16 protein-coding genes are annotated in these 17,124 nt (G+C 35.4%); 1 reads left to right on the top strand and 15 read right to left on the bottom strand.

Translation table 11 applies throughout. The annotated features are described in order from the left end of the window. Positions 1–33 precede the first annotated feature (33 nt). From QO200_RS01970 to QO200_RS01905, 14 genes are all read right to left on the bottom strand, one after another. Positions 34–420, bottom strand: coding sequence for a DUF302 domain-containing protein (locus tag QO200_RS01970; RefSeq protein WP_371535694.1), 387 nt, complete (start codon positions 418–420; stop codon positions 34–36). A gap of 215 nt (positions 421–635) precedes the next feature. Further along, positions 636–1,055: a membrane or secreted protein gene (locus tag QO200_RS01965; RefSeq protein WP_371535692.1), complete on the bottom strand. Its 420-nt coding sequence runs from the start codon at positions 1,053–1,055 to the stop codon at positions 636–638. Positions 1,056–1,108: 53 nt separating this feature from the next. Continuing rightward, positions 1,109–3,643, bottom strand: coding sequence for a heavy metal translocating P-type ATPase (locus tag QO200_RS01960; protein WP_371535690.1), 2,535 nt, complete (start codon positions 3,641–3,643; stop codon positions 1,109–1,111). Positions 3,644–3,729: 86 nt separating this feature from the next. Next, positions 3,730–4,269 (bottom strand): helix-turn-helix domain-containing protein, encoded by a 540-nt coding sequence (locus QO200_RS01955; protein WP_371535983.1) that lies wholly within the window; start codon positions 4,267–4,269, stop codon positions 3,730–3,732. Between the two features lie 25 nt (positions 4,270–4,294). Further along, positions 4,295–4,774, bottom strand: coding sequence for a DUF305 domain-containing protein (locus QO200_RS01950; RefSeq protein WP_371535688.1), 480 nt, complete (start codon positions 4,772–4,774; stop codon positions 4,295–4,297). A 174-nt stretch (positions 4,775–4,948) separates the two neighbouring features. Beyond that, entirely contained in the window at positions 4,949–6,163 is a 1,215-nt protein-coding gene (locus QO200_RS01945) for an efflux RND transporter periplasmic adaptor subunit (RefSeq protein WP_371535686.1), read from the bottom strand. A gap of 2 nt (positions 6,164–6,165) precedes the next feature. Then, on the bottom strand, positions 6,166–7,413 hold the full coding sequence (locus QO200_RS01940; protein WP_371535683.1) for an efflux RND transporter periplasmic adaptor subunit: 1,248 nt from the start codon (positions 7,411–7,413) through the stop codon (positions 6,166–6,168). A gap of 2 nt (positions 7,414–7,415) precedes the next feature. Beyond that, positions 7,416–8,645 carry a TolC family protein gene (locus QO200_RS01935; protein WP_371535681.1) on the bottom strand — a complete coding sequence of 410 codons (1,230 nt, stop codon included), beginning with the start codon at positions 8,643–8,645 and terminating at the stop codon, positions 7,416–7,418. Further along, entirely contained in the window at positions 8,632–10,569 is a 1,938-nt protein-coding gene (locus QO200_RS01930; RefSeq protein ID WP_371535679.1) for an efflux RND transporter permease subunit, read from the bottom strand. Before QO200_RS01930 ends, QO200_RS01935 begins: the two co-directional genes overlap by 14 nt. Positions 10,570–10,576: 7 nt before the next feature. Further along, a complete protein-coding gene (locus QO200_RS01925; RefSeq protein WP_371535676.1) occupies positions 10,577–11,857 on the bottom strand; it encodes an efflux RND transporter permease subunit in 1,281 nt (426 codons plus the stop codon). Between the two features lie 50 nt (positions 11,858–11,907). After that, positions 11,908–12,597 (bottom strand): DUF3347 domain-containing protein, encoded by a 690-nt coding sequence (locus tag QO200_RS01920; protein ID WP_371535674.1) that lies wholly within the window; start codon positions 12,595–12,597, stop codon positions 11,908–11,910. Positions 12,598–13,026: 429 nt separating this feature from the next. Further along, positions 13,027–13,392 (bottom strand): hypothetical protein, encoded by a 366-nt coding sequence (locus QO200_RS01915; RefSeq protein ID WP_371535672.1) that lies wholly within the window; start codon positions 13,390–13,392, stop codon positions 13,027–13,029. 96 nt (positions 13,393–13,488) lie between these two features. Next, on the bottom strand, positions 13,489–13,833 hold the full coding sequence (locus QO200_RS01910) for a phage holin family protein (RefSeq protein ID WP_371535669.1): 345 nt from the start codon (positions 13,831–13,833) through the stop codon (positions 13,489–13,491). A gap of 24 nt (positions 13,834–13,857) precedes the next feature. After that, complete coding sequence (locus QO200_RS01905) at positions 13,858–14,622, bottom strand: alpha/beta fold hydrolase (protein ID WP_371535667.1); 765 nt, start codon at positions 14,620–14,622, stop codon at positions 13,858–13,860. Positions 14,623–14,830: 208 nt separating this feature from the next. On the opposite strand from QO200_RS01905, the gene QO200_RS01900 reads away from it, so the two are divergent. Beyond that, the gene (locus tag QO200_RS01900; RefSeq protein ID WP_371535665.1) at positions 14,831–16,219 is read left to right on the top strand and encodes a hypothetical protein; all 1,389 of its coding nucleotides are present in this window, start codon (positions 14,831–14,833) and stop codon (positions 16,217–16,219) included. Between the two features lie 49 nt (positions 16,220–16,268). On the opposite strand, the gene QO200_RS01895 is transcribed toward QO200_RS01900, so the two are convergent. Further along, positions 16,269–17,123, bottom strand: a complete 855-nt coding sequence (locus tag QO200_RS01895; RefSeq protein ID WP_371535662.1) for a DUF4249 domain-containing protein — start codon at positions 17,121–17,123, stop codon at positions 16,269–16,271. Position 17,124 lies beyond the last annotated feature (1 nt).

Genomic DNA, 17,124 nt, shown 5'->3' with positions numbered 1-17,124 from the left:
CTTGCCTAATAAGGGTTACTGTTAAAAACGGGACTACAAAGTATTAATTACTTTTTGCAGCCTATCTCTGATTTCTGTTGCGATTTCCCCAAGTGCTGCGTTATCTACCGCTTGCATAGATGCTGCCGGATCAACCGCCGAAACCTCTACCTGACCTTTTACTTTCTCTTGAACGATCACATTACAAGGCAACATCATTCCTATTTTATCTTCTGCCAATAATGCTTTGTATGCCGAAGGCGGATTGCAGGCACCCAGAATGGTGTAATTGTAAAAGTCCACATCTAATTTCTTCTTTAATGTTGCTTTTATGTCGATTTCTGTTAATACTCCAAATCCTTCCGTTTTAAGGGCTTCCGTAACTTTCTCTATTGCATTTTCGAAACTGTCGTTAATCGTTTTACTGAAATAATATTCCATAACTTTTTATTTTTTAAATTAAATTATTTTCTTTTTCTGTACTGGTGGGCTGCCACTAATAATACTAGTGCAAAAATCAATATTGACCCCCACCAAAACCAATGCATTCCCATAAATGAGTAGCTATCCATATGCATTCCTTGATGTCCATGATTATTCATAATTGTATCGTATTAATAGCGTTAAATAGTACTCCTCCTGTTTTTTTTATAATGTTATTTGGATTTTTTATCCATTCCTTTCATCTTACTCATGTCCATTTTTTCTGCCTTCATTTTCTCCATCATTTTCATCATATCTGGATTATCCATCATAGATTTACACATATCGGACATCATAGCATCATCATTTTTAACTTTTTCCATCATGCCTTTCATCATGCCTTTCATCATTTCTGGATCCTCTTTCATCATCCCCATCATTTTAGCGTGATGCTCCTTCATCATCATCATTTGACCGCTTTTGCTGTTCATCAACACGCCCATCATCTCTTTTGACATCATTTCGTCATTGGCGATAGTGTTCATAATTTCGGTTCTCTTATCTGATTTTGAGAGTACCTGATTCGTTGACTGACAGGAATACAATAGTCCAATTAGTCCGGTTGCAAAGGCAAGTTTCTGTAGTGTTTTCATGGTGTTTTATTTTATAGATTAAAATATTTATATTAAAAATCAACTTCAGTGCATTACAACTTCAAATTTCGCAGTCGCAGTGCATTTGCAATAACGGAAACCGAACTAAAACTCATTGCCAAAGCAGCAATCATTGGCGAAAGCAACAATCCGAAGAAAGGATATAACACTCCTGCTGCAATTGGAATTCCAATTACATTGTAGAAGAACGCAAAGAATAAGTTTTGATTAATGTTCCCCATAACCGCATGACTTAGCTTTTTAGCTTTTACAATTCCTTGTAAATCACCTTTTACCAAGGTTATTTTGGCACTTTCAATTGCCGCATCTGTTCCAGTTCCCATTGCTATTCCTACATTGGCTTGAGCCAAAGCCGGCGCATCGTTGATTCCGTCACCTGCCATCGCTACAATTTTACCTTCGGCTTGTAAACGTTTAATTTCATTGAGTTTATCTTGCGGCAAACAACCTGCAATAAACGAAGTCAAATGCAATTCATCGGCTACAGCCTTAGCTGTATTTTCATTATCTCCTGTCAACATGATCACCTCAACACCTTGAGACATTAACTCTTTAATGGCGTTTGTGCTAGTTGTTTTTATAGCGTCTGTAATTGCGACATAACCCACTGCTATAGTATCAACTGCAATATAAGAGATGGTTTTTCCTAGCTTTTGTTCCGCAATAACAGTATTTTCTAAATCTTTAGAAATAGTCGCATTTACGTGTTCTATTAGTTTTTTATTTCCTAATGCTACTTTTTTACCAGCTACATTTCCTACCACTCCTTTTCCTGTTACGGAATCAAAATCGTTAACTTCAGTTAGCCCTATATTTTTCGCTTTCGCGAAATTTACTACGGCTTGCGCCAAAGGATGCTCACTATATTGATTTACCGAAGCAATCAATTGAATCAAATCCTCCTCGTTATTATGTACAGCCACTACTTTTTCTACAGAAGGTTTTCCTTCGGTAATCGTTCCTGTTTTATCTGTAATCAGTACATTTACTTTGTTCATCATTTCTAAAGCTTCGGCATTTTTTATCAAAACTCCCGATTGTGCCCCTTTACCCACTCCTACCATAACAGACATGGGAGTAGCTAATCCCAAAGCACAAGGACAAGCAATAATCAATACCGCAATGGCATTAATAAAACCGTACACTAATGCAGGCTCAGGTCCGTAGACTGTCCATACGAAAAAGGTAATAATCGAAACACCTACAACTATAGGTACAAAATACTTGGCAATACTGTCCGCTAGTTTTTGAATAGGTGCTCTAGAACGACTCGCTTCTGTAACCATTTGTACAATTTGAGCGAGTAAGGTTTCTGACCCTACTTTTTCAGCAATCATTACAAACGATTTAGTTCCGTTGATTGTTCCTGAGATAACGTCATCATCCACAGATTTATCAACCGGAATAGGCTCTCCCGAAATCATCGATTCATCAATCGTACTTTCGCCTTGCGTTATTTTTCCATCTACCGGAATTTTATCTCCTGGCTTAACGCGCAATAAATCCCCTTTTTTAATATCATGGATCGAAATCACTTTGTCTACTCCATCAACCACCAATGTAGCTTGTGTAGGCGCTAATTTTAATAATTCTTTTATTGCTCCACTAGTTTTACTGTGCGCTTTTGCTTCAAGCAATTGCCCTAATAAGACTAAAGTCAAAATAACTGTGGCTGCTTCAAAATACAAATGAACACTCCCCGTTTCCGTTTTAAATTCTGCTGGAAATAGCGATGGAAAAAACAATCCGAAAACACTAAATAAAAATGCTACACCAGAACCGATGCCGATAAGGGTAAACATATTTAAATTCCAAGTTAAAACCGATTTATAGGCGCGTACAAAAAACATACTACACGCATAAAACACTACGGGAAGCGATAAGGCAAATTGCACCCAGTTCCAACTTTCGATACTCATGATTTTCATCAAAGGATTGTTCGGAATCATATCTGACATGGCAATGATAAAAATAGGCAAAGTAAAAAATATTGCTATTTTCATTTTACGCCATAACTCATTATAGGTTTTATTGTCATCGCTTTCTTTTGGCTCCATCGGTACTAAATCCATTCCGCAAATAGGACAATCACCAGGACCATCTTTGATGATTTCAGGATGCATCGGACAAGTGTATTCTACTTTTTGATTAACAACCGCTTCTTGAACTAAATCCATTCCGCATACCGGGCAATCACCCGCTTTGTCATAGACTTTGTCGCCTTCGCAATGCATTGGACAATAATATTTTCCGGGTGCTGCAGTATGATTGTGTGTATGAGAATGTTCTTTTTTAGTATCAGAATCCTTCATACTACAGCAAGATTTTGCAGGTGTAGGCTCAGAGATTTTCCCTTTTGGAGTACTCATTTCTATACTGTAGTTTCCTGCAACAGCTAAAGCATCTTGAAAAATAGCCAATGGGATATGGGTATCCATCGTAATAAATGCTTGCTTTGATTCTAGCGAAACAACAGCATCAGCACCGTCAATAGCATTCAGTGTTTTTTCTACTTTTTTACGACAGCCGTCACAAGACATTCCCGTAATTATATATGTATGTTTCATCTTTCTCTCTATAAAAAATTATACTACAAATATCCGACTGAAACTCTGTTTCGTTGTTACACAATTCAGGAAGAGATTTGTATCATTTACAAAGAATCAATTTGTTTGCGGTTTTTGTCTTCTGTTTTTTTAAAATAAGTTGGAGTCATACCCGCCACTTTCTTAAATTGATTACTCAAATGAGCGACACTACTATAATTTAAATACAATGCAATTTCGCTTAGACTCATTTCGTCATAGACCAATAACTCTTTGGCTTTTTCGATCTTTTGAGCTATAAAATAATGCTCAATGGTAGCACCTTCTTCTTCTGAAAAAAGCTTACTCAAAGCACTGTAATCTTGGTGCAACTCATCCGATAAGAAAGCTGAGAAGTTGACTTTTAGTTTTTCGTTTTGATTGTGTACTAAGTCAATGATGAGGTTTTTAATTTTCTCAATAACTTTACTACTTTTATCTTCTAACAATTCAAAACCAAGCTCCTTAAGAGCTAGTGCTAATGGTTGTTTTTCCTCGCTTTTTAATTCCCGAGAAAAGAGTACTTCACCCAAGTCTACAGAAACTACAGGAAGCGACATTTTTTCTAAGGTTGTCTTTACAGCCATTTCACAACGACCACAAACCATGTTTTTGATATAAATTTTCACTTTATTATTTTTTGCTTTCCAGACGAATAATCATTTCATTCATTTGCTTAATTTCTCTTTCTTGAGCATCTATTATATCTCCGGCTAATTTTTTAGCTTCTGGATCTTTAAAATCTACATTACTACTAGTCATAATGGCTGATGAATGATGAGGAATCATAGCTTTCATATATTGTACATCTCCAATAAAAGTTTGTGTCCTTAATAGAAAAAGTGTTCCAAGAAATGTAGTAGCGGCAAAGACTATTATTGCTAAATTGGTTTTACGATTGGGATACATTTTCCACATAAATAACAGCATATTGATTGCCATTGTTGCAATCATTAAAGTGGTCATGTAAAAGCGGGTTAAGCTATTGTGTACATGGCTAAATTCAGCAACATTTAAAAACATTACTAAATACATAATGACAAATGAAACCGCCATTATTGAGGCAAATTTCACATAAGGATTAGTTTTTAACTGTGTGTTGTTTTCTTCCATAATCCCATTTTAATTAGAGTTTTTGATCGCTACTCGATTTAACTTTCAGATAACGTCCTTTTTATAATTATTTTATTATCAAAAATGCTTTAAAATTCCATTATAACAGAACTAAGTTAGCTTTTTTTAACCTAATAAGCTACTAATAATCAAACTATTATGCATTACCTCCTATTACATCTTCATCCCTGCCATGGGATCACTTCCTTTGCGGAATATATATTCACTGTTAATGGCATAGGCACCGGTAATAACTATTTTTTTTGTAATGTCCACTTCCGATGTGATTTCGACCATTCCATTGGCTTCTACCCCGGTTTCAACCATCACGTTCTCAAATAGACCATGACTTTTTTCGACCCATATATACTTGTGGTTTTCTTCTCTAATGACAGCATCTATTGGAATAAATAATCCTTTCCTATTGGATTGAGTTAATTTTGCCACTGCCTGCATTCCCGGTTTTAAAAACAAGTCCGGGTTAGCGATTTCCATTCGAATCAATAGCAATCTGGAGTCTGGATTAATCTCAGGATTAATAAATGAGATTTTTGCCTGCATTTCTTTAGCGGGATAATCTGTAAAAGAAACCGTAGCACTTTGTCCAATTTTTAATGATTTTGCATAGCTCACGTTTACTTGCGTTTCAAGCCAAAGGGTGTTTAAAGCAACCAACTTAATTATTGCAGCACCTTCCATTACATAACTACCTTCTGTAGCCGTTATCTCCGAAATATATCCGCTGTAAGTACTATAAAAAGTGGTGTATGGTGAAATTTGAGCATTGCCTTTAATACTTTCAATTTGCGCATTAGACAAACCATAAAACAACAGCTTTTGTTTTGCAGCTTGAAGCATACTTTTGGCATTTTTTCCAAAATCACCAGGCATGGCCAATTGCGTGTACGCTGCAAAATAATCCTGTTTAGCAATGGCTATATCTTCGCTGTATAATTGATATACAGCTTGATTTTTTTTAACATAATCACCCGTAGTTTTAAAATATAATTTCTCAATTCGCCCCATCGCTCTTGCTGAAATGGTTTTGATTTGTTCCTGATTAATTGTCAAAACGCCCGTATAGTTTTCTTTCAGACTACTATTTGTTTCCTCTATATTTTGGGTAGTTATATTTCCCAATTTTATTTGCTGGTCGCTTAGGGTTATTTCATTAGAGGCCGAATTGTCTTTTTTCATTGGGGTCAATTCCATATGACAAATAGGACATTTACCAGGCTTATCTTCCTTTATTTGGGGATCCATGGAACAGGTGTAAAAAATACTTTCTCCATCCTGATGCGCGCTATGATCTTCCTTGCTTTTAGTATTACATCCCATTACGACAACTAATGCCAGGAATAGGAAACTGAATTTCTTTATCTTTTGCATAATTATTCTGTTTTAATAAAGCTTTCGCTATCCATTAAATATTGTGCATTGTCAGCAATTACCTCTTTTACATCCAGCCCTTCGAGGACCTGAATAAAATCATTGAGTTCAATTCCTGTTTTTATTTCTTTTGCTTTAAAACCATTTTCTTTTTTAATAAAAACTACTTTTTTACTGCCGATGCTTACCAATGCTTGCCTATGAACCCAAATGCCTTGGATAGGATTTGTTTCGACAAAACCTTGCAATCGCAATCCAATCGGGAATTTCAGATTGCTATTATTTAAATACACTCGAACCCTGTTCGTCTTATCCGTTTCGCTGAGTTGTGTTTCTATAAAACTCACTTTGGCATTTATAAAATCACTTTCATCTAATTCTGAAGAAAACCGAATCGCTTGGTTGATATTTATCAAACTGCTTTGTCCTTGCATCACATTGAAAATACCCCATACTTTATCCGTATTCACTAACTTAAAAACCACTTCATTTTTCTTAATGTAATCTCCTTCTTTCAATGTTAAGGAGGTCGTTGTGGCGGCGTTATTTTGCATCGATCCTTCAGTACCAGTCCTACTACTTTCAGTTCCTTGAACAATTCCGTTAGCGGGACTATAAATAGTAATTATAGGATTTGTTCTTTTGGCTGTAGCCAATGAATTAATCTGACTTGTAGTCATTCCATAAAGCGCTAATTTTTGTTTCGAAGCTTTTATGATGGATGCGTTTTCAGAATCATTGGTAATTAAATAAATGAAATTTTGCTGTGCTGTCAATAATTCCGGACTATACAAATCAAAAAGTCTTTGTCCTTTATTTACTTTTTGGTATTTATAATTCACATACATTTTTTCGATTCGGCCACTTATCCTTGCGGCAATGTTAACCGATGAATTAGGATCATAAGCGACAATTCCAGGTAGCTCTATTTCACTACTGATGGCCGTGTCTTTTGCCGTTGTGGTTTGAAAATCCCCTACTACGAAGCTGTCAGTTGACCGTAATAAATGGTCAATAGAGTGGCTTTCTATAGATTGTCCCTCAGTCACTTTTTTTACCAAATTCATTCCACATACCGGGCAATTCCCTGGTTCGTCCCGAATAATTTCAGGATGCATCGAACAGGTATATACGGCAGCCGGTTGCTCTTGATCCCTTTGGGCAGTAGAATTGTTCACACCATAATAGATTGCAAATCCTACAACTAAAATGGCAATAGCCGCCAAACTATATTTTATATATTTGTTCATAATTATTTCGTTTCCAGTTGTTTTTCAATGGCTACCTGAGTACTCAATATGGCCTGCAACTTGTCCAGTTTTTCTATTTGAGCCATATTCAATGCTTCCCACGCATCCAGTACCAAAAATAGATCTCCTGTGTTATTTTGCCAGGCGATTATGGAAGTGTCATAATTTCTTCGCAATGCCGGAATGATGCTTTTATCGGCAATTTCATATTGTTTCTTTAAGTTGCTAAGCTCCGCTTGCATGCCTGAAATCATTCCTGTTGCTTCGTTTAGAATCATTTGTTTTTGCCAATCCAGACTTTCATTTTTTATTTTAAAACTACTGATGTTAGCTTTATTCATTTTTGATGACCAAGGCATGGGAATTGTAATCATTCCCATCAAGGAAAATTGTTGCGGACCATTCCCGAAGGCAAACATATGATCGTACTTCACCCCAAACTCGGGCAACAATTTTGCTTTCTCAATGTCTATTTTCAACTCATTTAAAGCAATTGTTTTCTCGATAGCTCTTACATCGCTTCGGTTTTCAGAAAGCGATACCGTGTCTGATTTCATAAAATCATACTCCTTTAAAGTAAAATTAGATTCTATTTCAAAAACAGTGTTTTTATCTCTTGCCATCAAAGTATTAAGCATGATTTTCTTTTGCGAAATCTCGTTTTGCAACATTACCACCATGCTTTCCAATGCGCTGTATTGTGACTTTGCCTTGTAATAGGTGGGCAGTTTGTCCATATTATACTGATAGCGTATCTCCATACTTTTAATCATGTACTCTAAAAGCAATAAATTATCCTTGGTTATTTTTATTTTTTTATCCAGTACGATCCATTGGTAATAATTCGTTTTTGCCAACGCGTTCAACTGATTCACGGTATAGTTCTTGTTTTCTGCTTCTACCGAAGACATGGCATTCATGTAATTAGAATCGGCTTTTAGCCTTGAAGCATTGGGAATCATTTGTGTAACGCCTATCATGTAAGACCCCATATCTGGATTTATGTTGTACGGAGTCATAAACAAGCCTGTACTCACTTGAGGTGCCATCCAACTGCGTGCCCCTTTGGCTGCTGCATCCATGCTCTGTATGTCGGCATCGTACATTTTTAACTGCGGATTATTCGTTCTGACGTTAGTCAAAATAGCATCCAACGAAAGTGTTTGCGCTACTGCAGCAGTAGCGTTTAACAGCAAACAACTGATAATGATATAATATTTAATGTGTCGCATCGATAAGATCTATTTTGCCTTTTGTTCTTAATTCATGTTGCTTTGTCATTTCAAAAACAATAGGGGTTACTAATAATACATATATAACAGAGGTGATTGTTCCTCCAATGAGCGGAACCGTAATGGGAATCATCACATCAGCGCCCGTCCCTGTCGACCAAAGAATGGGTACTAAACCAAAAAGAGAAACCGAAACCGTCATTAATTTTGGTCTCAGCCTTTTTGCCGAACCATCAATAATGTACTGTCGGAGGATGTCCGTGGTAATTGTTTCTTTGCTGTTGCCGTGTTTTTCAACCATTTTATTCATGGCCTCGTTTAGGTAAATAGTCATTATCATGGCTGTTTCTATGGCCATCCCAAACAACGCGATGAATCCCACAGCAACCGCTACAGATAAATTAATTCCATAAAAATAGACCATAAAAATACCTCCTATTAAAGCAAAAGGAACTGTTATCATCGTTATTAAAGCTTCCTTCATTGAGTTGTACGTAAAATACAAAATCAGGAATATGATAAGTACAACGATAGGCAATATCATGCCCAATGTTTTGTTAGCACGGATTTGATTCTCCCATTGTCCGCTCCATTCCACATAATACCCTTTTGGCAGTTTAGTCATCATGGTGTTGAGCTTATCCTGCGCTTCCTCTACCGTACTTCCTAAATCACGATCCCTAACATTAAACAAAACGCTCCCACGCAGCATGGCATTTTCGCTGTTTATCATCGGAGGTCCATCGCTTATTTTTATATCGGCGACGGCGTCTAATGGTATTGGCCCGAATTCCATGGTTTGTACCTGCAGTTTTTTTAAGTCTTCAATACTATTTCTATACTCTTGTGCATATCTGGTATTTACAGAAAAACGCTGTCTCCCTTCAATAGTAGTCGTCAATGTCATTCCACCAATTGCTGCTTCAACCACATTATTCACATCGTCAATGCTGAGACCATATCTTCCAATTGCCTCACGATTTGCTTCAATATCGATATACTTCCCACCAGTTATTGGTTCGGCATACAAATCTTTCACTCCTTCGGTCCCTTCCAGCGTCTTTTTAATTTTTTGTGCCAAAGCTTCGATGGTATCCAAACTTGCCCCATAAATTTTTACGCCCACGTCTGTTCTAATTCCCGTCGAAAGCATATTTATTCGATTAATAATAGGCTGCGTAAAACCATTAGTAACACCCGGTATTTGCAGTTTATTATTTATTTCATCTATGATATCACTTTTGGTTTTACCGGCTCTCCATTCGTTATGAGGTTTAAGCAAAATGATTGTTTCAATCATACTTATAGGGCTATTGTCCGTTGCCGTATTGGCTCTGCCCGCTTTTCCTAAAACATGGGTTACCTCAGGAATTGATTTTATTATCTTGTCCTGAACCTGCAATATTCTTTTTACTTCAGAATTAGAGACATCAGGTAAAGTTACAGGCATAAACAAAATAGATCCCTCATCTAAAGGAGGCATAAACTCTGAACCGAGACGCGTATACATCAACCCTCCTATCAGTAAAGCAATGCAGTTTACCAATAAAACGCTTTTTCTCCATTTTAAGCAAAAAATTAGAATTGGCGTATACCAACTTTCCATTTTTCTATTGATTGGGTTCTTGTTCTCCGGACGCAATTTTCCTTTCAGCAAGTAACTGATTAGAACTGGAGTCAATGTAATCGCTAAAAACGCATCTACTATCAGTATAAATGATTTTGTCCACGCTAACGGACTGAATAATTTTCCTTCCATCCCCGTTAGTAGAAAAACGGGTAAAAAAGAAGCAATTACAATAAGTGTCGAATAAAAAACTCCTGGGCCAACGAGCTTAGAGGAAGATTCTATTAACTTCATTCTTTCATCCGCCGACAATGGATCGTGTTCTTTTTTAAATATCTTTTTAAATAACTTTTTCATCGGTTGATTATTGATTGTTATCCATTTCTTCTTGTTTCTCAGAGATGGTTCTATAGGCATTTTCGACCATAACTATCCCATCATCAACTACAACACCAATTGCTAAAGCAATTCCGGTAAGCGACATAATATTGGATGAAATCCCAAAAGCCTGGAGCAAAATAAAACCTATAGCAACAGATATTGGCAACTGTATTAGAATAATTAAGGCACTTCTCCAATGGAAAAGAAAAAGAAGAATCACTATGGAGACCGCAATCATTTCCTCGATTAAAGTCCCTTTAACAGATTCAATTGCTTTTTTAATTAGCTCGCTTCTATCATAAGAGGTTTTGAAGGTCACCCCTTCCGGCAATCCTTTTTCGACTTCTTTCATTTTCACCTTCACCGCATCTATGACCTTATCAGCATTTTCACCGTAAAGCATCACGACAATTCCGCCGACTACTTCGCCTTCTCCATTTGCATCAAAAATCCCCAGACGTAAATCACCACCCATTTGAACAGAACCGATATCCTTAACTCTTACGGGAACCGAATTATAATTTTTGATGGCAATTTCCTCCACATCTTTGATGTTTTTTATATAGCCGAGCCCTCGCACGATATAGGCCATGTTGCTCATTTCAAATTTGCGCCCACCAACATCATTATTACTCGTCTTTACGGCTTTCATCACTTCCATCATACTAACATTATAGTACTGCATTTTCAAAGGATCTAAAACCAATTGATATTGTTTTTCAAAACCTCCAAAGGAAGCTACCTCAGCAACACCTGGAACTGTCTGTAAAGCAAATTTCACATACCAATCTTGCAGTGCTCTTTGCTCGCCTAAATCCATTCCATTCGTTTCCAAATGGTACCAAAATATATGCCCTACTCCTGTACCATCAGGTCCTAAAGTGGGAACTACATTTTGTGGCAACAGTCGCTGAGCATAATTTAAACGTTCCAGTACTCGAGTTCTTGCCCAATAAGGATCTACATTATCTTCAAAAATGATGTAGATAAAACTCATCCCAAACATGGAAGAAGCCCGGATATTTTTGACTTTAGGAACTCCTTGTAAGTTAGAAACTAGAGGGTAGGTTACCTGATCTTCTATCACCTGTGGGCTTCTACCCATCCACTCCGTAAAAACAATAACCTGATTTTCTGATAAATCAGGAATCGCATCAATGGGATTTTCTTGCACACTATAAATTCCCCAACCAAACAAGCAGGCGGAAACGAGCAAAACAATCGCTCGATTTTTTAAGGAAAACGATATTAATTTTTCTACCATAATAGCTTAATTAATGAAAATATTTTTCATCTAAAGGTTGGAACTGAGAATTACAATTCTTTTGTAATTCCTCCACAAGTCAACATTTCAGCTCCGTAATATGGATTTTTAATATCTTTAATTTCACTAATCCAATATCCATTTTTTCCTTGATTGTACATGGGGCAATAGTCTTGGTACAGTTTTTTATCTGTATTAAACATTTTAATAAAGTTATGCATGTCAGCACTCAATAAAGCAAACGCATTTCTTTGTGCAGCAATTTTACCTGCATTCTCAGTAATGGTTGCGGTGTGTTGTTTAGCAGCGTCAGCGATGGTGTTGTATTGAGAAAGTAAATCAGCTTCAATTTTGTCAGTGGTCGTTTTTTGTAAAGTTGTTTCTAAAGCTTTACTTGATGCAGTCGCTAATGTAGCGTCATCGCTAGCTAAAGCATTTTTCAATTTTAGGTAATCATTTAAAATCATATCGATTGAAAATGCCGATTTGCTTTTTGTAACGTCCATTTCTTTCACTTCTTCAATCACTTCTTCATGGGCTACAGGAACCGTTAAGGACATTCCGCATTTAGAACATTCTTCTCCTTTTTTACCGTGTACTTCAGGATGCATTTCACAAGAATATTGCTGACTGTCGGATGTCTCGGTGTTCGCTTTATCGGCTGTTTCTGATTTGTTGTCTTTACAAGATGCTAGAGCAAATACTGCTGATAAAAGACTGATTTTTACAATGTTTTTCATTTTACTGATTTTTAAAAGTTATAATTATATTGCGTTATTTATTTAATTCTGATCTGTTTTAGAAAACTTCTAAACCCCAAATAAACAGACTAAATAGCTATTTAGTCTTTATCCAAATGGAAAATTACGTTGTTTTCTTAGTATTTATTGCTTTTTCGATTACTATCAAATATCATTGTTTAAATCTTGGGTTTTTCTTTTTTGGTTGTCCAAATTTAAGAGTTCAAAAATAAATCAACAACCCTTAAAATGGAGTGAAATTATTGCGTTTTACTTAACTTGGCAAACCGTTTAAAAAAAACAAGCAGAGTTCCTGAAACAAAAACAGTGATTTTACTCGAATTTGTTCCTTAATTAAATTGATAAATCATAGATTTAAGCAAGTAGTTTGCTTTGAATTTGACACACTAATGGCTGTCAAAAAAGAATTTAGCCTATTTTAGGAATAAGCCAGATAGAAGAGTATCCTTCAGAAGTGAACGATACTGACGGGTAAAATTTTTGCTTTTTTGTAGCAAAATTAAAGACGTTGTCTTGATTTTCTAATGGTGTAGCAGTAACGATTACTAAGTTTATGGAAGAAGCACTACATAAAGCATTTCCACATTTTCCAGTACAACCATGGTTATCTTTGCTTTTAGAACTACTGCCCTTACCGCAACAGTCTTTCATGCCTGTCTTAGCAGTCATTTGTTTAGTACAAGATTTTTCTGAATTATTTCCACAGGCAAACGTAGCGCTTGGCATCAAAAGTGCGCCAATCAAAACGATTAATATAAAGTGGATTTTTTTCATTTTCTTGTAATTGCGTACAAAATTAGTAAAACTATACTAGTTCGAATCAAAATATAATGTTAATATAGTTTTACTAATCTATACTTTAAAAATAATCTATTTTGTTTCTCCTAGTATTGAATACATAATCGACTGAGATACTGATAAAATAATACTAAATAATAAGGCAGTAAAAAAAGTATCTACACGAAATCCTTCTACAATATTATCACACAATATAATAATTAGCGCATTGATTACTAACAAGAACAGCCCTAAGGTTATAAAAGTAATTGGCAAAGTCAAGATTACTAATATTGGTTTAATAAAGACATTCAGTAGTCCAAGAACAACAGCTACAATTAAAGCAGTAGTAAAACTTGCGACGTGCACACCTGTCATTAAATTAGAGATCAGTAACACTAAAGCGGAGGTAATTAATATTCTTAAAAGAAGTTTCATAGGTATATGTTTTATTGGTTAATATTATTTATCAAAAAATTCCTTTGCAAACTGATGGAACAATTTAGGATTTTCGGCATGAAGCCAATGTCCTGCGTTTGGAATTGTTTCAAAAATTGCTTGAGGAAAATGTTTCTTTATCGTGTCAAAATCACCATCTAAAATATAATTAGAGTTTCCGCCACGAATAAAAAGTGTTGGTTTATTGAAAACAGCGTCCTCTGGAAGCGCTACTCCTATTTCATCCATTTTTTTATTGAAAACAGCTAAATTAAATCGGAAAGCCAATTGTCCTGGCTCTTGCCAATACAAACTTTTCATTAAAAACTGTCTCGTCACGAAGTCGGTTATGTATTCCGAAAGTGTATCTTCTACTTCAGATCGACTGGGTTTTTTAGCAAAATCTACTGCGTTTAATCCCGCTAGAATCGTTTGATGATGCTGCGGATAGAATTTTGGTCCAATATCAGCTACAATCAACTTCTCCACCATTTGCGGATACAAGGTTGCAAAAAGCATCGCTGTTTTACCGCCCATGGAGTGTCCTATCATATCGACATTGCTTAAATTATGATCGTTGCAATACTCCAGAATATCCTGACCCATCAATTCATAACTGAACTCCTCTGAATGAAAACTTCGCCCGTGATTGCGCAGATCTAACATATGAACTTCAAATCCCTCAGTTGCAAACTGCACGCCAAGCGTTTTCCAATTGTCTGACATTCCTAGGAACCCGTGAAGTATCAATAATGGTTTTCCTTCACCTTCTATTTTTGAATAAAGCATTTGATTATTTTTTAATAAAATTGAATAGCAAAGATAAGAAATCAATTTTCATTAGCCATTAATTCCTAAACGCAGTTATTATTTAAAATATCACTAAAAGTGGGTATTGTTAGCTATTTTAAATTGCATACTTTTGTAGTATTATTCTATCTTTTACAGAAATGTCTTTTTTAGAATGGAATACTGATAAATCTTTAAATAAAAAAACATGATTAAAAAATTCCTTTTACTAGGGCTAGTTGTTGCTCAATTAACAACTTCATGCAGCAGTGACAATTCAGCAGTGGATGAAGTTACATCAGAAAACCTAAATGAGCAAATTGCAAATTTGATTAAACAGCCGTACTCTAAACTCACACCTGCGGAACAAAAAATAAAACTAGAAGCAGAGGCGAATGCAATGTTACTAGAAATGGACAAATCAAAAACATCAGGCGCAGTTGAAGCAATACAAAATCTAGGTAATCTATTAGACATTAGCTCTGTTGATATATTTAATGGTAAAAATGATAATCAAATTGAAGATATTTTAAATGTTTCTGGGGTTTATGGTATTTACACTTGGAACAGTACAAAGAAAATTTGGATTAAAACAACTTCAAATACTGAGTTAAAATTTGTTTTCCCAGCAAAAGCAGCTGCAACAAGCAATAACGCCACCTTTTCGTCTAAAGCAACATCTTCAGACATAAAAGTAAAACTTGAAGACACGTACGGAAACTGGGTATACAATCCTAATACTGATCAGTATACTCAAAGTCCATCTATTAATGACGAATTTTTCTTACCTACTTCTGCCGATGCCGCCCTTACAATTGACAACGCACAAGCTGCTACATTTGCAATCAAAGCTAAATATTCAAACGGAAAAGAAACTCCAGATGACTTTAGTTATAAAATGACTTTAAATGATGGTTATGCATATGTAATTAGTAGTAAAAAAGGGGATGTAAACTCAGTTCAATCTACTTTTACTTACAAGGAAAAAAATCTTGTAAAATTCACAGTAGGAAGCACTGCTAAAATTGATGCGTTAATTGATGATAATGATGCACTTGTAAGCTACAGAGGAACAGCAAATGGACTTGTTGAATTAATGGACAATTTTGTTATTGTAGCTGATATTGATATTGCAGGTTTAGGGAATGACGAAGCTGCTTTAGAAAAAAGTTTGGCTTATCCTGATTATCCTGATTACGAAAGTCCTAAAGCTGACTTCAAAGCATATTACACAGCTAAAAACGCATATTATAAAAAGTATTCTGACGGCAATGTGGTTAATTCAAATAAAAATATGAAACTGATTTTAGTGTCTAAAAAAGACGGAACGAAGATCGCTGACATTTTTTACCGTTCAGAAAAAGGATATAGCTATATTGATGAAATACCAGTATGGGTTAAAAATTCATATTATACAAATGGAGGATATTGGTCGTTTAACGGTAATGGTGAGGCAATTACTATCCAACAATACGACGAAGTACTTTACTTAAAATTCAATGACAATACTGAAGTTGAAATGAGCGCTTACTTCTCTACTGGATTTGATGATTTAGAAAAGAAATTTGAAGATTTTTTAAAATCTTTTGAAAGATAATAAATCAAGAAATTGACTTAAAGCCGAACTGATTAATTTCAGTTCGGCTTTATTTTTTTGGAGGAGTTCGAACCACGATTGTGCTTTGTCCGTAGCCAGTCCAAAGTCCTAAACCGCCAGATATATTTGATTTTAAACTTGTGTTTGAAGGGTAAATAGGGTTTCTCCCGTTTACAATTTCGTTTTGCCAACTATTCCAAAAATCATAAGTCTCTTTATTTAGCGTTTTCAACTTAACATAAATCAAATCGCCATCAGTGAAATAGGGTTTGAATTTAGTTTTAGGAAAAATCAAAACCCCTCTATTAACCTGCATAGCAATTGCACTCGAAGAGAAATTGTCATCATTTAGATTCCCATAAAAGGCAGGAACGAAAATAGGCTCTTCTTTATCTATTCTAGTGGTCACTTGATAATAATTTTTTTCTAAAACAGGATCGTCAAATTCTATGAATATATACCCCGTAGTATCTTGCGTATTCTCCTTTATATAGGTTGCTTTTTTTAAAGGAACAACTGCAGGAATTATTGTCTTTGCTTGAATTACTCTGCTTAAATATTCAATTTTCAAAGTATACTCTTTTCCTGATTTACCAAGAATTTCACTTCCATAATATATAAAAGGTGGAATTCTATCACTATCTCTTTTCAGCCTTAACACTTCTACCTTTTCCCCATCAGAAACTGTTACCTTAGCTGATCTAATCACATTATTTAATATGGTTGTAGAATCAACAACTGCTGTGATAGGAATACTCGTAGACAAAATTACTTGAGCATAATCATCGTTTTCAATCCAGCCCTCAACAACAATCTTAGAATCTGAATCACTGCTACTGCTGAAATCATCTTGATTGCAACTTAAAAAAAGCATACAAATAAATAATACTATAAACTGTTTCATA

The sequence above is a fragment of the Flavobacterium sp. Arc3 genome (genome assembly GCF_041431375.1).
Lineage (GTDB): Bacteria > Bacteroidota > Bacteroidia > Flavobacteriales > Flavobacteriaceae > Flavobacterium.
The sequence above is the reverse complement of the archived record's forward strand: the minus strand, read 5'-3'. Positions and strand labels throughout refer to the sequence as shown.